The organism is Oscillatoria sp. FACHB-1406 (genome assembly GCF_014698145.1).
Taxonomy (GTDB): Bacteria; Cyanobacteriota; Cyanobacteriia; order Cyanobacteriales; family Spirulinaceae; genus FACHB-1406.
Window position 1 is genome coordinate 221287 of record NZ_JACJSM010000006.1, and the last position, 23383, is coordinate 244669.

The window sequence follows — 23383 nt, forward strand, 5'->3', positions numbered from 1 at the left end:
GGTGCTACGGCGTTGGCTGCGATCGCGATTTTGGCTGGTCAGTCTGTTGGTTCTATCGGCAGTCATCGCGCTTTGCGTCGCTTTAAATCCCGGACTGACGACTGATGCGGAATCCCTCGTCCTCGCGCCGGGGGAAGGGCAATCTCTCGTCCTGCGCATCTTTACCCCCAACGCCGCGATCCCGCAGGGATCCGCGAAGCGGCACGCGCCGCCTTATCCCACTCTACTGCTCTTGCACGGGATCAATAGCAGCAAGTCTTCGATGGTGCCGCTTGCCGTAGAATTAACCCGGCGCGGAATTGCTGCGATTACCTTCGATTTTCGCGGCTACGGCGAATCTTCTCCTCGCCCTCCCAACTTGCAACGGGTGGAAGATTTGGAAGTGACGACGCTTGAAGATGCAAGTGCCGTCCTCCACTACGTTCGCCAACATCCAGAACGCTTCGATCGTCAGCGTCTCGGCGTTGCCGGTCATTCTTTGGGCGGGGAGACGGCGATGCAGTTGGCGCGTCTCAATCCCGATTTGCGCGCGACGGTGCTGTTGAGTATGGGCGGAAGTATGACCGCAACTTCGCCCTCGAATGTATTTCTAGGTGTGGGCATTTACGAGCAAATCAATCCCGCTTCCGGATTGCGAGAACAATTAGCAGAAGCGGGGGAAGATTGCCGCGCGCCCGAAGGGATCCGTGAAACGGATCGTGCTTTTTGCGGCGATTTTACGGCAGCAAATGCCCGCAAACTCTTTGTTTCTGCGACGGCAGACCATATTACTGCTCCTTATGATGCCGCGATCTTGCAGCAAGTTGTGAGTTGGGTGCAAAGTGCTTTTGCAATACCGCAAAAGACTGTATCAATCCGGGTTTCCGCTTATTTGTGCGCGCTGGTCGTTCTCTCGGCAAGCGCGATCGCGTCGGGAGTCGCATTCCTGGTGCGATCTGGGCGATCGGTGGCGGAAACGCCCCAAAACCTCCGGCTTTGGTATCGTCGCTTCGTAACGGGTTTACTCGCTTTTCTTATCGCGTTGATGGGATTGATGGGGGCGACGGGAACAGCGCCGAGTAGCGGTGCGGCGCGCATGATGTTGTTTTCCTATCTGTTGCAGTTGGTCGCAAATTATGCGCTGCGCGAACCGAAAAAAATTGCAGCCGCCGCTAGCATCGGCAGTTTATATGGAAGTTTGGTCATGGCAGCTTGGTTGCTGCCCGCTCTGCTCTGCGGCATCCCGGAATTGGCTCGCCAACCCGCCGATTTGTTGCGTTTGCCCCAATTTGTCCTGCAATGGCCTTTACTGACCTTATACAACTATTTGCAGGCGGTTCGGTTAATCTTTTTTCCCCGCTACAGCCTCTATTTATCGGTCAGTTGGCTGTTTTGGGGTCTGGTTGCGGTAGAATTGTTTGCGCCGGGAGCAACGTTAAGCGCGGTGGAACGCAGCGGCACTTGGCTGGTGGAACGCTTGCGCCGTCCGGTTCGGTTCGCGGGAGTCGGTCGGCTTTCTGGGTCAAAAATCGCGTTAATTGCCGGTTTGTTGGTGATTTTTGCCCTCATCCTGGTTCGGCGAGCTTCTGATGGGCTTTTAGGGAAGGTGTTTGTTGAGAGTGGGTGGGTGTTGAAATCGCTGGGATTGTTTGTAATGCTACCCCTCGGCGCGATCGCATTAATGGCGCGATCGCCGTTTTTTCAACGTTGGGAACGCGCGCTCTACAACTCCTCGGACTTGTAGGTGTAAAATTGCTGCAAAATCCCCACGGTTTCAAAACGGTAGGCAGGGAAGGGCGCGATCGCGAGTTTGGTGGTGTAAATGCTAAATAACCCAAAGTTTTGCCGTTCGGTTTGCTTGCCGATTAAAGCTTGCAATTGCGGGCGCGCCGTATCAATCGCCACGCCCCCAACGGTTTGACACAACTTCTGACCAAAATCTCCTGCTTCTTGGGGAATTTTTTTGCAAGCATTATCCTTGAGATATTGGGTCAAATGTTCGCCTGCATAGCTTTGATAGTCGCTGGGATTGGGATTCGCAACGACCATTGCTAAGCCCAAGCCGCCCAAAGCGAGGGCGCTAGCAGCTAGCACGATTTTAGCTGCGTTTCTCGGATTTTCCAGTTCCGGCTGCGTTAAATTTGCTTCTCGATCGACTTTCATTTTTTTTCAAGGTGGGCTATAATAGGTAACTGCGTAAAGAGATGGCGAGCGTAGCCAAGTGGTTAAGGCAGTGGATTGTGGTTCCACCATTCGCGGGTTCAAGTCCCGTCGTTCGCCTGCTAGATTAAAATCTAAGTCTAACTCGGGTAGAAGCAAGTTCGCCCGAATTAGGGCTTGAATCATTCCCAGTTTTCTTCATCAGCGAGGGTACTAAACCCGCTTAAAAGCTACTGTTGGTTTGACCAACTGTTTTCAGCTTCACCGCTTTTGAAGTCAGGGATGCTATATAATAGCGCGATCGCAATCCTCCTGTTATTAATCTCAGCCCAATTCATGCCTCTCAAACCCGACCAACGCAGCAAACTCGACAGCACCAACGATGTCGATTTTTACGCTTATCCTCGCTTTGTCACCCACGTTGACGATAATTTTATCCAACAGTTAACCGAACTGTATCGAGAAGGACTCCAACCCAACTCGCGCATTCTCGATCTGATGAGTAGTTGGGTGTCGCATTTGCCCGAAGAAATGGAATTTGCCCATGTCGAGGGACATGGCATGAACGAAGAAGAATTACAGAAAAATCCTCGCCTTAATTCCTACTTCGTCCAAGATTTAAACGAAAATCCCAAACTACCCTTAAAAGACAGCGATTTTGATGCAGTTCTCATCTGCGTTTCCGTCCAATACTTGCAATACCCCGAAGCCGTTTTCAACGAAATTCATCGCGTTCTCAAACCGGGTGGTACAGTAATTATCAGCTTTTCCAATCGAATGTTTTACCAAAAAGCGATCGCGGCTTGGCGGGATGGCACCGAAGCAAGTCGCGTCGAATTGGTGAAAGGTTACTTCCGTACCGTTCCCGGTTTTAGCGAACCGCAAGCGATCGCGCGACGTGGCGATTCTGGCTTAAATCTATTACAAATGCTGGGTTTGGCGAGTGCCGATCCCTTTTATGCAGTTGTTGCCCAGCGGTTGAATTAACTCACTGGGATAGCAGAGAAGACTTTCGTAAAGAGTCTCTCCGAATATTGGGTAACTCAAAGTTTTCGATATTCGAGAATCGCTTCTGAATGGCTTGGACTAAATCATAAGAATTGCTAGAAGTTTCTTTTTGAGCGGATGTTTCGCTGAATGGATAAGGGTCTGTTCGCTCGCAATTCACTTCTTTAAGGGCTTGAACTTGAATTAATATAGCAACAGACACATCGATGAGGACAATCCGATCGGTAGAAAACCGGGCGAATGGCATTCGCCCCTACCCAAATTCGTCCTAACTGCCTTGGCGATGGCTATACTTCAACATCTTTTAAGGCTAAAATCCATTGGATTAAATCGAGCTTTAAAGTTTCTATCAACATGGTTTTTCCGTAAATTCCTTAACGAGTTTTACAATCTTGGCAAAAGAAAAGTAGGGTGCGTTAGCGAAGCGTAACGCACCATTAGCTTAGCCAAAAATTGAGAAGAGTCAATTCTGTGCAACGTCATATTCAATAGTAGGGTGCGTTAGCGAAGCGTAACGCACCATTATCTTAGCCAAAAATTGAGAAGAGTCAATTCTGTGCAACGTCATATTCAATGGGTATCAGCCTCCATTCATCAACAGAAAACGTAGTTTTTGGAGTTCTTTCTGTTAGTCGTTATTTACCCTAAGCATCTTCGGGATTGAGGGGAATCATCGCCCAAGTCACATAAGTACCGATGGGATTCCAGATTAAGTAGGGCAAAAGCAGCACGAAGCCCCAACCCGAAATCGGCAGCACTAAAAAGGCTAAAATAACTCCGAGAATCGAACCGACAATGCCGATCGCAACTCCAACTTTCAAGCTGCGAGTGCGGAACATCACAAAGGTATAGGCTAAAATTGCCAGTTCGACGACCAGGTAAAATCCCATCAAGAACCAACTGCGATCGCTCCCCGGATCCGCCTCCCAGACATTGTAAGCCGACCAAACGCCGCAAATTAAAATAAACGTCCAAATAAAAGGAATTGCAGCCTCAAACGTTAGCCAGCGAGGGCGACGCAGGCTATTGAACCAGCGATTTTTTGGCGTTAACGCACCGCCGATGAAGGCGACAACCAATGCAACACCCCCGATAACCATCCACGATTTCAGCATTATTTCTCGCCCTCATTTCAATTTCTGCTCTTATTGTCATCGATTTCTCGCTCTGGCGTTTTCTTTCTTGCGACAGAATATCGGGCGCGCGCTAGGAAATGTATTTTTTGTGGCGAGAGTAAATCTATTCCTGGGAGGGGAACTCTGCTATAAGATGAAGGGGCAACGCGGGCGAATAGCTCGAACTCAGAAAATGGAAGGAAAATTATGGAAACGATTGTTACCGGCAGTATAGATGCTTTACAAGCCAGCAGCAACGGGATCGCCCACTTACATCACAGTTTAGGGCTAGTTTGGACTTTGCTCGCCCAAGACGTGAAGGATCCGAACGTGCTGGGACAAATGCAAACCGCCTTTGAAAATTTCGTGAAATCCGGACAAATTTGGGCGCTGATTATCGGTTTTGTTCTCGGTTACGGATTTAAATCCTTGCTGCCGTGATAAGCTGTTCGGCATTGAAATTACGAGCCGGAATAGAGAGATGACTCAGCCCAAAACTTGGAGCGATCGCTTTGAAGGCAGCTTGCATCCCGCGATCGCACGCTTCAATGCAAGTATCGGTTTTGACATCGAATTGATTGAGTACGATATCGCAGGCTCGATCGCTCATGCGAAAATGCTAGCCCGCACCGGCATTATTTCTGCTGAAGAGGGCGAACAATTAGTGACGGGACTGACGCAAATTCTCTGCGAATATCAGGAAGGAAACTTTAATCCCGGAGTCGATGCGGAGGACGTTCACTTTGCCGTCGAACGCCGTTTGACAGAACTGATTGGGGATACGGGCAAAAAACTGCATACAGCGCGATCGCGCAACGATCAAGTTGGAACCGATATCCGGCTCTACCTGCGGGATAAAATCGACGATATTCGCGAGCAATTGCGAGAATTTCAAACCGTTCTCCTCGATCTCGCCGCCGATAACGTCGAAACCTTAATTCCCGGCTACACGCACCTGCAACGGGCGCAACCCGTGAGTCTAGCACACCATCTTCTCGCCTACTTCCAGATGGCGCAGCGCGACTGGGAACGGCTGGGACAAGTACGCGAGCGTACCAATATTTCGCCTTTGGGATGCGGTGCGCTAGCGGGAACCACTTTTCCGATCGATCGCCACTATAGCGCCCAACAGTTGGACTTTAATAGCGCTTATGCCAATAGTTTAGACGGTGTGAGCGATCGCGACTTTGCGATCGAATTCGCCAGCGCTGCCAGTTTAATTATGGTTCACCTCAGCCGACTGAGCGAAGAAACGATTCTTTGGGCTTCCCAAGAATTTAGTTTCGTCAGCCTCAAAGATAGCTGTGCCACGGGTTCTAGCATTATGCCCCAAAAGAAAAACCCCGACGTTTCCGAACTGGTGCGCGGCAAAAGCGGGCGTGTTTTTGGGCATTTGCAAGGATTGTTGGTGTTAATGAAAGGGTTGCCCCTGGCTTATAACAAGGATTTGCAAGAAGATAAAGAAGCGATTTTCGATACCGTTAAAACCGTCAGAGTTTGTATCGAAGCGATGACAATTTTGTTGCGAGAGGGGATGGAATTTCGGCGCGATCGCTTGAATGAAGCCGTGAACGAAGACTTCTCCAATGCGACGGATGTTGCCGACTATTTAGCCGCGCGCGGCGTGCCGTTCCGCGAGGCGTATAACTTAGTCGGGAAAGTCGTCAAAACCAGCTTAGCCGCCGGAAAGTTGCTGAAGGATTTAAGCTTGCAGGAGTGGCAAGAAATTCATCCAGCTTTTGCTGAAGATATTTACGACGCGATCGCCCCTCGCCAAGTCGTCGCCGCGCGTAATAGCTATGGCGGTACGGGATTCGAGCAAGTTCGCAACGCGATCGCCGAAGCGAAAACGCTCCTTCAAACCCTTGAATAATTATTAGCAAACGTTGTTGAATAGCACTGAATTTCAGCAAAATAATAAATGTCTATTCCATCACAATATTCTAATCTGCAAGACATTTTAAAAACCTGATGAAAGTGCTATTCATTTATTACTAATTATTCATCATTCATTATTCATTAATAAAGTGCGGTACTTTCGTTTTATTTTTACAGTTCTTGGCGTTATCTTTCGCCATCCCGTTCCGGGCGCAACGATTATCCCGATTTTGCCCGACGGTAGCATCGTATTAGTGCGCCGACGCGATACCGGACAATGGGGTTTGCCGGGAGGATTAATCGATTGGGGAGAAGATTTACCAACGACAATTCGGCGCGAATTAACCGAAGAAACGGGATTGAATTTTGTTAAAATGGGGCGTTTTGTGGGGGTTTATTCGGCGGGCGATCGCGATCCGAGGTTGCATTCGATTAGCATCGCGGTAGAAGTTTTCGCCGATGGCAATCTCGGCGTACAAGATACCGACGAAATTACTGAAGTTCGTGCTTTTTCGCGCGAAACTTTACCCCTCGGTACGCTCAGTCACGATCACGATCGCCAATTACAAGATTACCTGAACGGCGCGATCGCGATCGCTTAATGGAGAAGGGGAAATAATGGATAATGGATAATGGATAATTGATAATGGACGAACGGCACTGAAATAAGAGTTGAAAAATCGCCTGTAGAGACGTTGACTTGCAACGTCTCTACAGATAATTTCGTAGGGTGGGCAGCGCCCACCAGCCTTAAGTCAGTGGCCTTCGATAATGGACAATTGACAACGTTGAGATACTGAGAGTGCGTTTTAGGAATTACGAGGTGAGAGTAAGTTTCCCGCTAAATGTTCGGCGACAGCGCGTTGAGTTTCAGTCATAAAACGTTGGGCTGAAAAAATAGACTTACGCTCGTGTAAAGCCGCCCTTAATTGTTGCTGCCTTTCCGAATCTTTTAAGACGTTAACAATTTTGCTAACACCATCCTTAGCATCGTCAAATAATAAGTCTGAATTTTCAGTCCCGACAATTTCGATTTGACCGCCCTTGCTTCTCACAAAGGGAATTGCGCCCGCTTTAAGCATTTCCGCGATTGAAATACCGAAAGGTTCTTTCTTATAATGAATGCCATACTTACAGCGAGAAACCACCTCGATATAATCCTTATATTTGAGGTCTTCGTAAACGGTGACCCAATCTGAATTTTCCTCGATAAATTTTTGCAGAAAGCGCTTGTACTTCGAGGCATAAACGCCGCCGCCGCCGCCCGTTAAGTATAATTTGAGATCGAATCCTTGTTGGCGGACTTGACTTAAAATTTCAATAACGCGATGCGGTTCCTTTGCGGAGGTTAAACGTCCGCTGCAAATAAAAGCATCTTCCTTTTCTTCCCAGGGAATAGAACGCGGTTCGAGGAGAACGGGAGGATAAACAACAGTTGAATCGATGCCATATTCTTTTTTAACTCGGTCGGCAGTATAGCAAGAATTAGAGAGGGATGTATTGCTTTTCAGGCGATCGAGCGAAAATTTCGACAGTTGTTGATATAACAGATTTCCTTCAACCACATTAATCCAATGAATGTACTGTATTCCCGGACAGCCCAGATCGGTGGCGTTGTAAGCAGAGATTGCTAAGTCATAGTTTCGGGCTACAGCTTTGAAAGCACGAATGAGGAGATGAAATGATAATTTTCTAGCGGCTGGAAAATTGGCGATCGCAAAATGCACTGCGGAAGTGAGTCTTTCCGGAGTCAAGTATTCAACTTTAATCAATTCCGAAGATAAGTGCGTGCCGTACATCGCATTCATCCGCTCCAGATCAATCGCCGCGATCGTAAATAAAGTTAAGTCATACTTGTCCTTTAACGCTTCTAACATCCACAGGGCAACCGCTTCCGCACCTCCTCCCATAAAACCAGGATACCAAACGGCAATTTTTTTCCGGTCAGAAGAACGAGTGTTGGGTTCGGCGTTCAAAGTCATCGAGTTTCAATTCGCTTGCAGAATAACACTTCCATGCTAATCTCCCACCTCGGGAGCGGCAAGCCTAGAAGCGATCGCAAAATGCAAGCAGAACAGCCCTTTAAGGAACGCCAACCAACACAAAAGCCGCCCAATCGATGGGTTTTGGGTGCTTTTGCATTGTCGCTAACATTGCCTGTCGCAGCGATCGCGCCGCATTCCCCTTTTCCTTGAAATTGCGATAAAACGCGACCATCAACTCCGCCGTCGGCGCGTCGGGAACCGCCCACAGAGAAACCACCACGCTTTCTGCCCCCGCTGCCATAAATGCCCTCGTCAGCCCCACCACGCCTTCTCCAGTAATCCGCCCGCGCCCCGTATCGCAAGCACTCAGTACCACCAGATGCGCCTTAAGCGGAAGCGAGATAATATCCTTAGCCGAAAGAAACCCGTTATCCCCTTCGGTTGGGGCGAGGGCTAACATTCCGGGCATCGCAACGCGCACCACTTTTTCTCGGGCGAGGGCAATATTAGCGGGAACGCCGTTGATAAAAACGTTATCGCCGATGAGAACTCCTCCCGGCGTAACGAACACGCCACCTTCGCGGGCGGTAGGCGCATTGGGTTCGATAACTTCGCCGAACGCATTGAGATCGGCATCAAAATCGAGCAAACCGTGAGTGGCAAAGTGGATGATATCTGCATCGCGCATGGCGGCGATGACGTTGGCTTTCGTGGCTGCATCGCCAGTAAGGACAGATGTATCATACAGGGCCGCGATCGCGCGGGCTTCTTCCTCCGAACCCGGTAAAGGGGGTAACGGTTGTAATTTATCGAGAATCGGAATTGAAGGCATGGTCGGATTGCCAACAATTGCCAGCTTATTCCCCCTAACCGCCGTATTTTTTCCCATCAGCGATAGCAGTTGAATCGAAGGTGCAGCGAGTAAGGTATGCTGTTGAACGAAATACTCGCCGCTTCGAGCTTGGAGCGCAGCAAAAGGAACGAGAAAAAGGGCATCTTGGGGAATGAAGGTTATCTGCGCTTCCGGATCTGCGGGTAACAAGTCCGCGATCGGTGCGATCAGGAGTTGGTGCAATTGTTGCAAGGGAGTTGGGGAGTTAACATCGTTTCCCCTGCGTCCGCGCCCCGCCCAGCCTAAGCTTTTCGAGCGAGTTTGTTCGACTAAAGCGCGGACGGATTCAACGCCCTTTTCTCTTAAATCGACTTGACGGAAGGCGACTCTACCACTCGGGCGAACCACCCAGATATAAAGATACGTTTCATCTCGCGGTTCTATCCCTACCACTCGCGCTTCGCTACCGACAATCGAGTATTCAACGAGGGTAGAGTCTTGTTGTTGGGCGATGCGCTGGATGTCTGCGAGGGTGGGGATTTGGGGTGCGGTTGCACCACTCGCGCGGGCTAACTGTTCGACGAGGGAACGGGCGCGAGAAGCTTCGGCAATTTCTAGGGCTGCATCGGTTTTATTTTGCGCGACGAGGACTTTTTGCAAGAGGCGGTAAGTATGGGCTTGTTGCTCGAGAAGCGTGACTTTGCCAATGTCGTCGGTATCGGGGAGGGCGCGCAAATTTTCCCAATACGCGATCGCGCGTTGCAATACGACTTCCGCTTTTCCTTGTTCTGCTGTCTCAAAGTAGGCTAGCCCCAAATTGGTTAAATTTTGGGCATTATTGCCACCTTCGGCGACAATCTGCTCGAACATGGCGATCGCGGTTGGATAATCTTTCATTAACAGCACCGTCTTCGCCAACTCTAAGAAAGCATCCGCCGCCCGTTCCGTCTCTCCTAGGGCTTGATAGCGTTCCCGTACTTGACGAAATCCGGCAGCCGCCGCAGCTAAATCGCCTTTATCGCGCTGCTGTAATGCTTGCAACTCCAGCGCCGCAGCTTGTTGGTAGGGCGTTACATCCGGTTGCGCGGACAGTTTAGCCGGAGGTGCGATCGCGAGAACAAAGGTAAGGAAGGCTAAAACTACCCATCTTTTCCAACCCCGAATATTCAACCCTCCTTTCCCGTACCTTTGTTGTCCGCTCATCGTTGCAATACCGATTACTAAAGTCGCTACTGTTTTAACCTAAAGATTGTGCGATTGTCGAACCCAATTGAGGGAAGTCGGAAGTTGCGATCGCGAAAATATATCCTCGATCGAATGCGTTTATAATGCCTATTCATCAAGCCCTATATAGCCATCGCCAAGGCAGTCAAGACAAAGTTAGCTAGGGACGTATCGTTAATTAATGTGAATCTGCCTAGAATCAAAAGTAGGGTGCGTTAGCGAAGCGTAACGCACCATTATCCGAACCTGAAATTGAGAGGGTTCTATTCTGCTCAACGTTCTATAAAATTGGCATTACATCCGAACAATATTGTCAATTGTCAATTATAAATTATTCAGCAGATCCTAGCTAGGGGCTTTACGCCAACCGTTAGCAAGTGCTTCCGACTCCGTACAAAACCATCTTTCTCCTTTCGTGACATCAATATTTGTTGATTCGTAATCTTCCATTCCTGGTAGATGATAAATCTTATTTCCAGTCTGGATTGAAATATTGCCTTTAATATTACATTCCGAGCGTTCTACAGATGGAACTGGAGAGGAAGAGATAGAAGGAGAAGGAGGAGGCTCGGGACTAAAGCGGATAGCAGCAACGACAATAGCACTCAGAATCCCAACACCCAGAATAATTTTAATAACATTCTGCTGTTTTGGCTTGCGGGTAGCTGTTGAAGAACGAGATGGAACGCCTTTAATAGAAGCTTTTACTGCCCGTATCTTCCCATTAGGTTCAGATACTTGTTCGTAGAAAATTATATCTCCGACTTTGGGGCGGCGGCTTGCCGATCTTAGTTCGCTAATATGCAAGAAGACTTCGCGATCGCTCTTGTCGGGCTTAATGAATCCAAAGCCGCGATCTTCTTTCCAACGTACCAGTGTTCCTCTATTTTGAATAGGTTTCACTATTTCACCCTTTACCGAGTCAGCATCGATTATTTTCCCACCAGATATTTGCTTTAACTAGACCTACTGATACTCAATTGCTCGCATTCGCGCCTATTTTGTCTCGATTGTGAGAATCTAACAAATCGCCTTCATCCCCGCCCAAGGGGATAATTCCACCGGGATTGAGGGGAAATAAATTACCGTAATAATCGCGTTTAATGCTGTCGCGATCGCAAGTTCCCGCAACCCCCGGCAGTTGATAGAGATCGCGCAAATAAGCCCCTAAATGTTGATAGTCTTGAATACGGCGGCGATTGCATTTAAACAGTCCGTGATAGACAATATCGAAGCGAAACAAAGTCGTAAATAAGCGCACGTCGGCTAACGTGACGCGATCGCCGCATAAGTAACGATTCGCGGCCAGCGTTGCGTCAATTTCATCCAACATCGCGAACAATTCGTTGCAAGCTTCTTCGTAAGCTGCTTGGGTTTGGGCGAAACCGCAACGATACACGCCATTATTCACGCTAGGATAGATTTTATCGTTCCAACTATCGATCGCGCCGCGCAAATCCTCGGGATATAAATCTAACTCGGCATTCTTCGCAAATTCGTTAAAAGCTGCGTTCAAAATAACGATAATTTCCGCACTTTCGTTATTCACGATGCGCTTTGTTTCGCTATCCCACAACACCGGCACGGTACAGCGCCCAGTATAACCGGGTTGCGCCAATTGATACAATTCCGGCAGCGTGCGGCAACCTTCTTCTTCCTCCTCGAATAGCCAAATTCCCTCATCGGGAGAAGGCGAAACGATGACAACCGCGATCGCATCTTCCAGCCCTTTCAGCGATCGCGTTACCAAAGTTCGGTGCGCCCAAGGGCATCCCAAACCCGCATAGAGGCGGTAGCGCCCCGCTTGGGGTGGGTGGGGACTATCGGGGGCGATCGCGTCGCGAAAGGCGCTTTCCGGGCGGATATATGCCCCTTTAGGATCGCGGGGTGCGAGTTGAGACATCATCAGATGCCACATCGTCGTCCAGACAAATTTGCCCAGTTTGACAATAAATTTGGAAGGAAGAGATTTTTTAGCCACTGGTTCGCTTCGCTGAATTAAAAATTAAAAATTAAAAATTGCTGTCTGAGTTGACACTTCCCGTCCTAAAGAAGCGGGGATTCTTAAAAATCTCGACCCTAATGGAGCTTAAATGATTTCAGCAGTTTGGGATAGTAGGCGAATTTACGCCCTTGTGTACTGGCTCGCTTTCCTGTAAATTACCGTGCAATTTCAGGTCTTCTTCCGAGTAATCCTGTCATTAATTTCAAGGCGAAAATTTTAAACGGACGCAGTTCTAAAAGATGAATTCCCAAGCGACGAATGAGGACGAGGGGTAGGAAGTTATTGGAAAAAGTGCGATCGAGAAAGTCAGTAAAACCGAGAATAGTAAGGTTTTCTCGCTTGCGCCAGCGTTGGTAACGATTGAGAACGCGCAAGTCGCCGATATCTTCGCCCGCCCGCTGTGCTTCTTGCAAGATTTGCGCGATCGCGGCAGCATCCCGAATCCCCAAATTCAACCCCTGTCCGCCGACGGGATGGCAGCAGTGGGCAGCATCTCCGACGAGGGCGAGGCGAGGTTGGACGTAGCGATCGCACTGCATTAACTGTACCGGATACAGGAAGCGATCGCCCGCCATTTGCAACCGTCCGAGTACGCCGTTCATCCGCTTTTCCAGCCGCGCCAAAAATTCGGCTTCCTCCAGTTCGTAAATTGCCTTCGCTTCGGCATGGGGGGCAGTCCAAACGATTTGACAGCGGTTCCCCGGTAGCGGGAGAATGCCCATCGGGCCGGAATAACAGAAGCGTTCAAAGGCAATATCGTTGCGCGGTGCTTCGTGCTTGATGGTGAACGCAATGCAAGACTGCCAATACTTCCAGCCGCGCGTGTGAATTCCGGCAAGACTGCGAACGCGCGATCGCGCCCCATCCGCCCCCACCAGCAACTTCGCCTGCAACGCCCGTTCCTCGCCTTCTACCTCAACCCGCACCGTCGCCGCCGATTCGCCATACTCCACATCCACCAGCCGCGCCGGACACAACCATTGAATATTTTTGCACTCTGCAATCCGCTCTTGCAGCGTTTTTAAAATAACGCCATGTTCGCCCACATATCCCAACGACTCCGTTCCCAACTCTTCCAACTCGAACTTTAAAACCTTGGAATAATCGGCATCTGATAGTTGAATATCGCGAAATCGACCGATTTGAGGCAGAATTTTATCCCACAATCCCAAACCGTTAAAAATGCGTCCCGACAGAATTGAAAGTGCGTAAGCTTGTTTGCGGGCTACGGCTGCTTCTAAGGTTTGTGCTTCGATAATCGCCACGCGCAACCCCGAATCCGCCAAGCTGCAAGCTAACGTTGCCCCGACAATCCCGCCGCCCGCGATCGCAATATCACATTCTTTCAATTCTTGCAACATCTTTAACGATTTCTTTAATAAATGAGAGAAATATTCATATACTTTTATTGTGCCGTAAAGAGGTCAAATTTTGGCGGCCTGCATGGGCTGCGGTAGGGCAGGATTTAAGTCGGAAAAATTCGGACTGGCAATTCCCCAAAAAAAATTCGCCAACTCGAGCCGCTTTGATTTAGCTGTTTTCATCGCTCGATGTTGGACGATTGCTGTTAATTACGCGGGTTTGCTTGAACGAAGAAGCGATCGCGACTTACGAAGCCGATGCAATTGCCTTAATAAATGCAGGGCGTTGCGTAACGCGCTGCACGTACTCGCTAACAGCAGGATAGGCGCTATAGTCCGCATTCACCATCATTTTGCCGTAACCGAGCATCGAGCCGACGGCAACATCGGCGGCGGAAAATGCCTCATCCATTAGGAAAGAACGCTCGGAGAGGACGGTATTGATAGAGCCCAGCAATCGCTCCATCTCTCTTTCTCGCGCGCTTTCGACAAATAAGGTTGTCGCGAGGGTTGAGTTCCCGAATAAAATCCACTGAGCGAGTTCGGCGCGCTTTTCAGAAGAATCGGGCAATTTGCCGTATTTTTCGGCGAGATAGAGCAAGATTGCGCCCGATTCCCAAAGTTTAAAATCGCCGTCGGTAATGGCGGGAACTTTGCCGAAGGGATTAATCGCGAGAAATTCGGGTTGGTGGTGTTCCTTTTCCTGCATATCGAGCAAGACGAATTCGTAAGGAACTTCCAATTCTTCTAAATACCATCGAACGATGGATGCGCGACTGCGAGCGCCGCCGTAAAGTTTAAGCATAGTTTATACAACTTGATGGGTAAAGGGGTGTTGTTTGATATTATCCTCGGTACGCACGATATTTTCAGCATTGAGAAGGCGCTTGCGCTCGATCGAGTAATTAAAGTCGTCCTTTTGGGTGCCGAGAGGGATATGGTTTTGGGCTTCCGGGTGGTTTTTGTAGGTACGGGTTGCGGCGATCGCGCGATCGGTGAAATCCTGGCATAATTGCGCATCGTTGGGAAATTCTGCCGGAATATGGAGTTCTTCTTCCCCGTAAAAATCACACAGCGATTTGCCGCAAGCAAATTGATAGGAAGTTGGAATCCCTTTGAGCAACGCTTCTAGGGCAGCCGAAGGAATCGGTTCGATCGCGTAAACCTCTCTAACTTCTCCCTCTTCTCGCACGAAACAGGTTGCCAGTCCGAAAACGCAGTAATCTTCTGCTTGCAAGTCAGGAGCATTGGAAAATAAAGGAGTAGTTGTCATGGGTATAGTGCCTTAAAATATAGCCAAAATTTCGTTAGGTTAAGAGCGCTCAGAAGTCTTGCAATCCTCGAAACTCGTACATTCTACCAAAAATCGTCAGTTTGAAGAAAAGCCAGAAGCAAGGCGGGACAGTGCCGCTATTGGCACAAATTTCTGAGAATTTCAGTCAAGGTCTGCATAAATCTCAGAAACTGACCGTAGATAGAGCCAGAGGATCCGGAATCCCCCAGTAATTTCTTGTATTTACTCTCTGTAGCGCGAGTCTACAAAGCCTCTTTTCTCGGGACACCCCAGTGAGTGACACAAGCTCGCCTCCCGATGGAACCTTTAGTCAGTAGGGTACATAGTAAGTAGAAGTGCAGGCAATCCGATGAATGATGATTTTTCAGATCGACTCCAAGAGCGAGAATTCAGAGCGTTAGTCTTAGAAGCCTCCAATAGCGGCGATTATCCTGGTGCAATTGCGCTGCTCGATTGCTTGATCGAGGACAATCCCGACAGTGCGATTGATTATAACAACCGAGGGCTGATGTATTTTTATAATGGTCAACACGATGGCGCGATCGCCGATTTCGATCGCGCCATCGCCCTCAATCCTCGCCTCGACAACGCCTACAACAACCGCGCCAATTGCTATGCTGCGATGGGAGATTTAGCCAGCGCGATCGCCGATTACGATATTGCCCTCGATTTCAACCCCACCAACGCCCGCGCTTGGGTCAATCAAGCGATTACCTACCGCGAACTCGGACTCTACGATCTTGCCCTTGAGAATTTCGATATCGCCTTGGTTTTGGGACGGCGCTTGCAAGGACGAATTTATGCCGAACGAGGGCGCACCTATCAGTTGAGAGGAGATTGGAATTGCGCCCTAGGCGACTACCAGCGCGCTCTCGAAGCCCGTTCTTCTCATCGCTACGAACGGCGAGTTAAAGCTTGGCAAGAAGAGTTGCTCGCTCCCGCCAGCGCTTAATAATGAATAATGAATGGTGAATAATGAATAATAAAGGGTAAGTTATGGGTAGTTAATTACGAACTACATTTCGGTAAGCGTTCAACTGAAGTTCGACAGGTGTTACCCCGATATTGTGGTCAATGACCCCGAATTACGAATTATCTGAGTGGCGAATAGTTAATTACGAATTACGAATTACGAATTACGAATTATCTGACCGATGTTAAAAAAGTTTGCTTTACTCGCTTTCTTGATTTGTTCGGGGGGATTTGCCCTCGGTTACTATTACTGGAAACAAGTAACAGGAGTTCCACAGTGGTATGCCGCTCAACAGATTTCTAGCCCAGTAACGAGCCAAACGGCAGTCTCATCGAGTCCCGGAGAACTGCAAGCTCAAAAGACAGAAGTCATACAAAAGATCGAGCGGCAAATCGCAGACCAACGCTCGAACGCTCCCCAGCAGGACGCGAGGGTTAGTCTCGAATCGCAAGATTTAAACGATTTAATTGTTAGTAGCATTGCCGAAAAACCCAAAGGGGAAAAGTTTTTAGAAGCGACTCGAGGCGTTCAAACGAAGATAGAACCGGAGAAGCTTGAAGTTGGGGCTGTCGTCAATCTCGATCGGCTGGATTCAGAAGTGTTATCGGGTTCGGGGAAAGCCGCGTTAGAAAAAGTTCTTCAAAAATTTCCTGTGCCGAGCGATCGCGAGGTTTATATCGGCATTGAAGGCGTTCCGACTGTAGAGAACGGTCGCCTCAAAGTCGATAACAACACGAGAGTTAAAGTTGGCAATGTCAGTCTCTCCATCGTAGAAGTTGCCAAGCAGTTAAGCGTTCCGCCAGAAATGCTCGTTTCGGGAATTAATCAAAAATTAGAGAATATCTCAGTCAGCGAACTGCAACTTGAAAAAGACCGTTTAGTGCTAAAAGGCGCTTTGGGTAATTGATAATGGATAATGGACAATGGATAACGAAGAGGGAATAATTGATAATGGACAATGGATAACGAAGAGGGAATAATTGAGAATTGATAATGGACAATGGACGAATGGCACTGACTTAAGGCTGGTGGGCGCTGCCCACCCTACGAAATTATCTGTAGAGACTACGAAATTATCTGTAGAGACTACGAAATTATCTGTAGAGACTACGAAATTATCTGTAGAGACTACGAAATTATCTGTAGAGACTACGAAATTATCTGTAGAGACTACGAAATTATCTGTAGAGACTACGAAATTATCTGTAGAGACTACGAAATTATCTGTAGAGACGTTGTATACAACGTCTCTACAGACGATTTTTGAACTCTTATTTCAGTGCCATTCGACAATGGATAATTGATAATGAAATGCTTAATCCCAGGTTTCGATGAATGGGTTTGATGTAGCGAAAAAACACTCGGCATCAACAGAGCAATTAACGGCTCCGAACGTTATCCATTGTCCATTATCAATTATCAATTATTCAGGGCGCTTAACGCAGAGCGGGGCGAGGAAATAAAGCCTGAAAGCTCGATTGTCGCTGTTCTACGGGTTCGGGAGCGTCATCCCAGAGCGTTTCGTAGTAGAAGAAGGAAACGCCTAAACCGCGATCGCGCGCCGTCCAAACTTTTTGTTGAATGTATTGCATCGGCATCGGGCGATTGCGCAACCCCGTCAGAATCCCGATTCCCGTCGGAATCTTCTGCTGCGTCTCGGCAATTTCCGGGCGACTAACCTCGGCGGCAAAACTGTTTAAATCTGGGCGATATACCTGAACGATTAACTCATCGACGAGATCTTGGCGCACCCAAGTCAGCCAATCTTGCAGGTGAAGGTTATAAGCCCCGTTGTAAGGATTCGGCGAAATCGAGAAAATCGCATCGGCTTTCTTCGCCTTGACTGCTTGACGGAGTTGCCGGACGAAGGCGGTAATTTTATCGGCGCGCCAGCGAACCCAAGCCGGATCGCGAGGATCGGCGGGCGGTTCTTTTTGGGTTTCTTTTTTGTACAGGGCGACTGTATAAGGATCGTAGCCGAATTCGTTGGGCAGACTGAGATGGTCGTCAAACTGAATGCCATCGACATCGTAGCGACTCATTACTTCTAACACTAAGTCGGTTAGGAACTTCTGGACTTCAGGATGAAAAGGATTCAACCAGGAGACTTCGCCTCCCGCACCCACCCAAGTTTGACCGCCATCGCGCCGTTGAGTCAACCATTCGGGATGGCTAAGCGTCATTTCAGACAAAGCAGGAATCATAAAGCCGAATTCAAACCAAGGCATTACGAGTAAGCCTTCGCGATGGGCGAGAAAGATGGTATCGGCAAGAGTGTCTTGTCCTTGGAGACCGTGGGGGACAAAAGGTTGAATCCCCATTTCCTGCGCGAGGGCGCTTTCATATAGCACGTAGCCCGAATTCCAGACTACTGGATAAAGGGTATTAAAATTGAGGCGAGAGAGTTGAGCGATCGCATTCTTGAGTTTGGGACGGTCGATAAAAATTTCCGTGTCATTGGTCGTCATCCACACGCCGCGAATTTCCTGAACGGGTTCGCGTGCTAAGGCGGGACTCAGAGGATTGGCGAGTAAGATTGCGAGCGACGCGATCGCAATACTCAAGGCAACGTATCGCAGCGATCGCCACCAACGTTTAGGAATGCTGAATTGCATAATAATTGCATTAAGAATGCTAACTGACTCGAGTTTCCGGCAGAGGGCTTCAAGAACACAAACAACCATTCTACTGGGTTAATGTTCCCTTAACGCCCGACTGCTATTTCTATCTCCACCCGGAAACTGCACCAATCCGAAACCTATAACAAAAGCCGATAAGTCCTGAATATTTCTAAATTCAACCTTCGCGATGTAGCGCTGTTGGATTCCGTGGAGTACCCTAGAGGCAAACAATCGCGAGCAAATCCGACCGGAATTGTAAGATTTGCAAGTGAATTTAATTACCGAGAAAGCGTGCTAACTTCGCGCTGATTCTTAATTTATTCATTCATCAGGGTGCAATCCATGCAGTTTATTTTTGACTCGGGTTATGAAAACTCAATGCTCGAACAATCGCTACTGCGCTGGCGTAGCGATCGCAATATTCGCCAGCGTTCTCGTTGGCTGTCGCACCACCGAATCTGCTTCCACTAGCCCCCCTTCTACTCCGAGTTCTATCCCGTCGCCAGCGGCAACCGCACCGCAGACTAACGCTGCAATCCTCAGCGAGATTCAAAAGCAACCCGTTTGGGTGAAACCCGAAAACGCTCAATCGGAAGTTCCCGGAAAACAAGGAATGGCACTGAAAGTTGGGGAAACAATTCGCACTGAAGGCGAAGCGCTTGCACAAGTCGAACTCAATAGTGGTTTGGCTTTTCGGATTGGGGGCGATGCCGTTCTCACTTTACAGCCTAATAACAAACTCTATTTGAATTCTGGCGAGATGATAACTTGGGTACAACCGGGACAAAAAGTTCCAGCCGAAATTGTTACGCCGGGAGGGATTGCCGGAATTCGCGGTACGACTGTTTACGTTAAAATCCCAAAAAATCCTGAAGAAGGAACGCTGTTTTTCTCTTGGGAAGGAAGTGTTGCCGTCCGTTTGCCCGATCTAGCCGAAGAAATTGTATTGGAGTCCGGTCAGGAAATTCTCATTCCTAAAGCCGAAAAAGATATTGCAAAACTGCGTGCGTTGGTTCGTCAGTTGCCCCTAGAAGAGTGGAGGAAACGCCGTCAAACAAGTAACCTAATGGGACGGTTTAGCAAGCCCCTGCCGACACTTTCTAAACTTGAGGAGGTCGAGCAAAAACTGAAAATTCCGCCCTCGCCGCGCGATAATCCCAGACAGGAGCGGTGAGAGGGAATTAATAAATAATGAATAATGAATAGTGAATAGTGAATGGTGAATAGTTAACTTACCCATTAATAGCGAGCGGCTGTATATTTTTAATGTTTCTAGGGACTGAAGCCGATCGCAGATTAACGATTCACTATTCCCTAACACAGGAGGTTAAAGATCGGTAGCTCAAAAGGAAGTTTAAGGCATTTTAATTACTGGCTTATCGGTTTTTGGGCGCTGTTGGGGGCAACTTTAACCGGGTTTAACCCGGAATTCGTGCAGCGCTGGGATCGTCAAATGCAAGTCTCATTCTATCGGTGGCGCGGTCCGATCGCGCCGCCGTCGGAAGTGGTTATCCTGGCCATCGATGAGGATTCTCTCAATCAAGGCAATTTAGCCGCAAAAGCGCCCGATCGCTACCCCGAACTCGCTCCCCTTTATCGTTTTCCCTGGCAGCGTCAAGCCTACGGACAGGCGATCTCGCGCTTATTGGCAGCAGGCGCGAGGTCAGTCTCAGTGGATATTCTCTTGACCTCTCCCAGTAGTTATGGTAATAAGGATGACCTTGCATTGCGCCAAAGTCTGGAGAAAGCGGGCGGGCGCGTCGTTCTCGCAGCCGCCCACGAATACTCGGGCAGCGATGGCGGTTTGCAGCATCATCTCGTCAAGCCCAACCCGCTGTTCCTGGGGTCAAGTCGCTTGGGTTTAATTAATTTTTTTCCCGATGTAGACGGCAGAATCTACCATTTAGCGAACAATTACGGCGATCGCGTTTTGCGTCCCCTCGGACTCGAAGCGCTACCCTCTTTCGCAGACGCAACCTTACAAGCGGCACAACTGCCCCCAACGCAATACGGAGAGATTTTTTATTACGGCGGTCGGAACACTTTCCCTTACGTTCCTTTCTGGCAGGTTATCGATAATAAAAATTGGGAATTTCACCGCAAAAACGGGACGTTTCAGGACAAAATCGTCTTAATCGGCGCGACGGCGGATTCGCTGCAAGACTTTAAGCGCACGCCCTTTTCCGAACGAATGCCGGGGGTAGAAGTTCATGCTAATGCGATCGCGACTTTACTCAGAGGACTCGCACTGTGGCCTTTAGTGCCGGATCCCGGGCTGCGCGGCGTTTTTGTCTTCCTGGGAGTCGGCGCAATTGCGATTGTGTTGTTGCGTTGGAAAAACCCCCTGTGGCAATGCGCTAACGCGGGGGCGATCGCTTTGGGTTGGATTGCCGTTACTTATATCTGTTTTCACGCCTCGGGAATGATTTTACCGATTCTCGTTCCCGCGATCGCGCTAACTTTGTACGGTATCACCGCCTTAGCTGTCGGTATCCTCCGCGAACAACTCGAACGCCTCCGCCTTTACAACACCCTCGGGCGCTACGTCGCCGAACCCATCGTCAACGAAATCCTCAACCGCCACGCCGACGACTTCCGTTCCCTGGTTAAAGGGCGCAAAGTCAAAGCAGCGATTTTATTTTCCGACATTCGCAGCTTTACAACCTTTTCCTTAACTCGCGAACCCGAAGAAGTCGTCGAACAATTGAACGTCTACCTCGAAGCAATGGTGGAAGCGATTTTAGCTGAAGGCGGTACTCTCGATAAATTCATCGGCGATGCAGTTATGGCTGAGTTCGGATCGCCCATTTCTTACGGCGAAAAAGAAAACACCCTCCGTGCCGTTCGCGCCGCACTTGGGATGAGAAAAGCCTTAGTCCAATTGCAACAGGAATGGCGCGAACAAGGCAAAGAAATTCTGTTTAACGGGATCGGAATTCATTACGGCGAAGTCATTGCGGGCGATATCGGTTCTTCTAAGCGCCGAGAATTTGCCGTCATCGGCGATACGGTTAATGTTGCGAGTCGTATCGAAGGACTCACCGGCAAACTCTCTGTCGATATCCTGATTAGCGAAGCGCTGTACGAATGGGTGCGCGATGAGATTGAAGTGGTTGAAATGGGGCTACATTCACTCAAAGGGCGCGGCGACAATAAGATTAAACTCTACAGCGTTGTCGGCTTAAAAGCTGGCGATCGGCAACTTTACCGGCAAATGCGGGAGGCACTGCGGCAATATTTGGATTTTCGGCAACGCAGCGATCGCGCTTCGGGTTAGAAATTACTTTCACTCAGCCAATTAACGTGCAAACCTGGTGAAAAAATAGGTAAGATAGCGAGCAATCTATCGTCAGGGAGCTACCATGAAGCTGGACTGTTTCAAAATCTCTATTAAATTCGATATCATCGCAATCTTGGTGATTGTAATCGCAGGGTTAAAACTTACCTTTGGGTTGGACGGGGGAGAAGATATCGGACTCTACGATGAAAGCGATTATCTTTACAGTGGAGTCACTTTTCTAACGGCGGGGCCGCCGCAACCGTCCTGGGCCCCGCTCTATGCGATTTGGTACTTTATCTTATCGTTTTTTGAGCCGAATCGTACTCAGCTTTATTACCTAAACTATAAGTTAATGGTAATTTTATTGCCTGTTTTTACTTATGTTTTTCTTCGCGTTAAAAATCTCTCGATAACCCTGAGCTTAGCTATTGCAGCTTGGGTACTTTTGCTCCCGATTAATGCTAAATCGATCCAAAAAGTTTCTCACTTTTCGATTCTCATCATCTTTATTAACTTTATTGTCCTAAATTTCGTTAAGGATCGCGTTTGGTTCTTGACAATTAACGCACTTTTTGCGTTATTGGTTGCCTTTGTTCGACCGGAATATTTTCTAGCATTTGTTCTGTTTTCTGTTGTGCTGTTTGCCGTCGCGATCGCACAATGGAAAGCGCAAGGTGAGTTTCCTCTCAAACCGCTCCTAACCTACGCTCTACCGAGCATTTTCCTCCTCGCTTGGTTCGGGCTTCCGATTTCTGGCGATCGCAGCTTAATGGCTTTCGGGCAGCATTTTTCAATCCATTGGGTAATGTGGAATAACAGCGATTTTAATCCTTGGACGAACTGGGAATGGATTCTTTCCCAAAATTTTGGCAACGTTCATAGCGTTGGAGAGGTTATCATTAGCAATTCCTCGCTATTCTTTAAGCATATTTTAGCCAATTTAGGAGATTTAAGACTAGCACCAGGATTTCTAAAGCCTAGAATTATTGACTCTTCTCTCTTATCGGAAGCTGCTTTTTTATTCTCGATTTTTATTGCCTGTCTTATTCCGCTTGGTAATCTCAAAAAAAATATTTTGCTTCATAAAAAGTTATTACTCGCAAGCGCAATCTTTTTATTAACCAGTCTCGTCTCAATTTTTCTAATCTATCCGAGGGAACATTATATTTTAGGATTTTTTGTTCCCTTCCTCGCTCTAATCGCCATCTGCTTCGGCAGTCCCTCAGCCGAGCAAAGCCCTAAAATAAGGGCTAGAAACATCTTATTTCTCTGCTCTCTGCTCCTCATTTTAACGCCTTTACCTTACTTTAAAAAAAGCAATCCAAGCTTACAAAACTTGAATGTGATTGCTTTCCTTCAATCCATAAATCTTCAAGAATCCGTGCGTCTTCTTGAAGCTGAAGGGGGCTATAATATCTATTTAGGGAGCAATTTCAAACGCATCCCCGAATACAGTAAACAAGTCGATTTCGATCGCTTTCTCCAAATGGAGAAGATTAATGGAATCATTTTGAGCGAGGCTTTAAAACGAGATCGCCGATTTAAAACCGATCGCGAATGGCTAGATTTCCTGAACAATTACCAAACCGCAGGATTTGTCAAAATGGATATTCCGAATACGGAGAAACAATTGCTGCTGAAGGCAGATTTATTGAACTAATCCACAAG

The 23383-nt window shown here is 48.3% G+C and carries 20 protein-coding genes and 1 tRNA gene; 11 read left to right on the top strand and 10 right to left on the bottom strand.

The window, feature by feature from the left end; translation table 11 throughout:
- Position 1: 1 nt before the first annotated feature.
- Positions 2–1723: an alpha/beta fold hydrolase gene (locus H6G50_RS09195; RefSeq protein ID WP_190715419.1), complete on the top strand. Its 1722-nt coding sequence runs from the start codon at positions 2–4 to the stop codon at positions 1721–1723.
- On the opposite strand, the gene H6G50_RS09200 is transcribed toward H6G50_RS09195, so the two are convergent.
- Complete coding sequence (locus tag H6G50_RS09200; protein WP_190715421.1) at positions 1702–2142, bottom strand: DUF4359 domain-containing protein; 441 nt, start codon at positions 2140–2142, stop codon at positions 1702–1704. The two genes, H6G50_RS09195 and H6G50_RS09200, sit on opposite strands and share 22 nt — an antisense overlap.
- A gap of 44 nt (positions 2143–2186) precedes the next feature.
- On the opposite strand from H6G50_RS09200, the gene H6G50_RS09205 reads away from it, so the two are divergent.
- Positions 2187–2259 (top strand) — tRNA-His (locus H6G50_RS09205).
- A 216-nt stretch (positions 2260–2475) separates the two neighbouring features.
- Positions 2476–3126, top strand: coding sequence for a class I SAM-dependent methyltransferase (locus H6G50_RS09210; RefSeq protein WP_190715510.1), 651 nt, complete (start codon positions 2476–2478; stop codon positions 3124–3126).
- A gap of 665 nt (positions 3127–3791) precedes the next feature.
- Here the strand turns inward: H6G50_RS09210 and H6G50_RS09215 are convergent.
- A complete protein-coding gene (locus H6G50_RS09215; RefSeq protein ID WP_190715423.1) occupies positions 3792–4262 on the bottom strand; it encodes a TspO/MBR family protein in 471 nt (156 codons plus the stop codon).
- 207 nt (positions 4263–4469) lie between these two features.
- Here H6G50_RS09215 and H6G50_RS09220 point away from each other — a divergent pair, with 207 nt between their 5' ends.
- From H6G50_RS09220 to H6G50_RS09230, 3 genes are all read left to right on the top strand, one after another.
- On the top strand, positions 4470–4703 hold the full coding sequence (locus H6G50_RS09220) for a hypothetical protein (RefSeq protein WP_199302772.1): 234 nt from the start codon (positions 4470–4472) through the stop codon (positions 4701–4703).
- 40 nt (positions 4704–4743) lie between these two features.
- Positions 4744–6135: an argininosuccinate lyase gene (gene argH, locus H6G50_RS09225; protein ID WP_190715425.1), complete on the top strand. Its 1392-nt coding sequence runs from the start codon at positions 4744–4746 to the stop codon at positions 6133–6135.
- 154 nt (positions 6136–6289) lie between these two features.
- On the top strand, positions 6290–6742 hold the full coding sequence (locus H6G50_RS09230; protein ID WP_190715426.1) for an NUDIX domain-containing protein: 453 nt from the start codon (positions 6290–6292) through the stop codon (positions 6740–6742).
- A 207-nt stretch (positions 6743–6949) separates the two neighbouring features.
- On the opposite strand, the gene H6G50_RS09235 is transcribed toward H6G50_RS09230, so the two are convergent.
- From H6G50_RS09235 to H6G50_RS09265, 7 genes are all read right to left on the bottom strand, one after another.
- Entirely contained in the window at positions 6950–8122 is a 1173-nt protein-coding gene (locus tag H6G50_RS09235; RefSeq protein ID WP_190715428.1) for a glycosyltransferase family 4 protein, read from the bottom strand.
- Between the two features lie 100 nt (positions 8123–8222).
- Positions 8223–10160 carry a CHAT domain-containing protein gene (locus H6G50_RS09240; protein ID WP_190715430.1) on the bottom strand — a complete coding sequence of 646 codons (1938 nt, stop codon included), beginning with the start codon at positions 10158–10160 and terminating at the stop codon, positions 8223–8225.
- Between the two features lie 366 nt (positions 10161–10526).
- Positions 10527–11084: a cold shock domain-containing protein gene (locus H6G50_RS09245; RefSeq protein WP_190715432.1), complete on the bottom strand. Its 558-nt coding sequence runs from the start codon at positions 11082–11084 to the stop codon at positions 10527–10529.
- Between the two features lie 73 nt (positions 11085–11157).
- Entirely contained in the window at positions 11158–12099 is a 942-nt protein-coding gene (locus H6G50_RS09250) for a glutathione S-transferase family protein (protein ID WP_190715514.1), read from the bottom strand.
- Between the two features lie 242 nt (positions 12100–12341).
- Complete coding sequence (locus H6G50_RS09255; protein ID WP_190715434.1) at positions 12342–13547, bottom strand: FAD-dependent hydroxylase; 1206 nt, start codon at positions 13545–13547, stop codon at positions 12342–12344.
- 247 nt (positions 13548–13794) lie between these two features.
- Positions 13795–14352 carry a glutathione S-transferase family protein gene (locus H6G50_RS09260; protein ID WP_190715435.1) on the bottom strand — a complete coding sequence of 186 codons (558 nt, stop codon included), beginning with the start codon at positions 14350–14352 and terminating at the stop codon, positions 13795–13797.
- A 3-nt stretch (positions 14353–14355) separates the two neighbouring features.
- Entirely contained in the window at positions 14356–14820 is a 465-nt protein-coding gene (locus H6G50_RS09265; protein WP_190715437.1) for a hypothetical protein, read from the bottom strand.
- A 370-nt stretch (positions 14821–15190) separates the two neighbouring features.
- Between H6G50_RS09265 and H6G50_RS09270 the strand changes: the two genes are divergently transcribed.
- Positions 15191–15793 (top strand): tetratricopeptide repeat protein, encoded by a 603-nt coding sequence (locus H6G50_RS09270; protein WP_190715440.1) that lies wholly within the window; start codon positions 15191–15193, stop codon positions 15791–15793.
- A 202-nt stretch (positions 15794–15995) separates the two neighbouring features.
- Positions 15996–16721 (top strand): hypothetical protein, encoded by a 726-nt coding sequence (locus H6G50_RS09275; protein ID WP_190715441.1) that lies wholly within the window; start codon positions 15996–15998, stop codon positions 16719–16721.
- Between the two features lie 529 nt (positions 16722–17250).
- Here the strand turns inward: H6G50_RS09275 and H6G50_RS09280 are convergent.
- The gene (locus H6G50_RS09280) at positions 17251–18498 is read right to left on the bottom strand and encodes a glycoside hydrolase family 10 protein (protein ID WP_199302773.1); all 1248 of its coding nucleotides are present in this window, start codon (positions 18496–18498) and stop codon (positions 17251–17253) included.
- A 304-nt stretch (positions 18499–18802) separates the two neighbouring features.
- Between H6G50_RS09280 and H6G50_RS09285 the strand changes: the two genes are divergently transcribed.
- The 3 genes from H6G50_RS09285 to H6G50_RS09295 all read left to right on the top strand — a co-directional run bounded on the left by H6G50_RS09285 (position 18803) and on the right by H6G50_RS09295 (position 23375).
- On the top strand, positions 18803–19609 hold the full coding sequence (locus tag H6G50_RS09285; RefSeq protein ID WP_190715443.1) for a FecR family protein: 807 nt from the start codon (positions 18803–18805) through the stop codon (positions 19607–19609).
- Positions 19610–19831: 222 nt separating this feature from the next.
- Complete coding sequence (locus H6G50_RS09290; protein ID WP_206756563.1) at positions 19832–21712, top strand: adenylate/guanylate cyclase domain-containing protein; 1881 nt, start codon at positions 19832–19834, stop codon at positions 21710–21712.
- A gap of 136 nt (positions 21713–21848) precedes the next feature.
- Positions 21849–23375 (top strand): hypothetical protein, encoded by a 1527-nt coding sequence (locus H6G50_RS09295; protein WP_190715447.1) that lies wholly within the window; start codon positions 21849–21851, stop codon positions 23373–23375.
- The last annotated feature ends 8 nt before the right edge of the window (positions 23376–23383 follow it).

Coding starts and splice junctions, on each gene's coding strand:
- H6G50_RS09200 (WP_190715421.1), bottom strand. CDS start 2,142: ATGAAAGTCGATCGAGAAGCAAATTTAACGCAGCCGGAACTGGAAAAT.
- H6G50_RS09210 (WP_190715510.1), top strand. CDS start 2,476: ATGCCTCTCAAACCCGACCAACGCAGCAAACTCGACAGCACCAACGAT.
- H6G50_RS09215 (WP_190715423.1), bottom strand. CDS start 4,262: ATGCTGAAATCGTGGATGGTTATCGGGGGTGTTGCATTGGTTGTCGCC.
- H6G50_RS09220 (WP_199302772.1), top strand. CDS start 4,470: ATGGAAACGATTGTTACCGGCAGTATAGATGCTTTACAAGCCAGCAGC.
- argH (WP_190715425.1), top strand. CDS start 4,744: ATGACTCAGCCCAAAACTTGGAGCGATCGCTTTGAAGGCAGCTTGCAT.
- H6G50_RS09235 (WP_190715428.1), bottom strand. CDS start 8,122: ATGACTTTGAACGCCGAACCCAACACTCGTTCTTCTGACCGGAAAAAA.
- H6G50_RS09240 (WP_190715430.1), bottom strand. CDS start 10,160: ATGAGCGGACAACAAAGGTACGGGAAAGGAGGGTTGAATATTCGGGGT.
- H6G50_RS09250 (WP_190715514.1), bottom strand. CDS start 12,099: ATGTGGCATCTGATGATGTCTCAACTCGCACCCCGCGATCCTAAAGGG.
- H6G50_RS09255 (WP_190715434.1), bottom strand. CDS start 13,547: ATGTTGCAAGAATTGAAAGAATGTGATATTGCGATCGCGGGCGGCGGG.
- H6G50_RS09260 (WP_190715435.1), bottom strand. CDS start 14,352: ATGCTTAAACTTTACGGCGGCGCTCGCAGTCGCGCATCCATCGTTCGA.
- H6G50_RS09265 (WP_190715437.1), bottom strand. CDS start 14,820: ATGACAACTACTCCTTTATTTTCCAATGCTCCTGACTTGCAAGCAGAA.
- H6G50_RS09270 (WP_190715440.1), top strand. CDS start 15,191: ATGAATGATGATTTTTCAGATCGACTCCAAGAGCGAGAATTCAGAGCG.
- H6G50_RS09275 (WP_190715441.1), top strand. CDS start 15,996: ATGTTAAAAAAGTTTGCTTTACTCGCTTTCTTGATTTGTTCGGGGGGA.
- H6G50_RS09280 (WP_199302773.1), bottom strand. CDS start 18,498: ATGGTTGTTTGTGTTCTTGAAGCCCTCTGCCGGAAACTCGAGTCAGTT.
- H6G50_RS09285 (WP_190715443.1), top strand. CDS start 18,803: ATGAAAACTCAATGCTCGAACAATCGCTACTGCGCTGGCGTAGCGATC.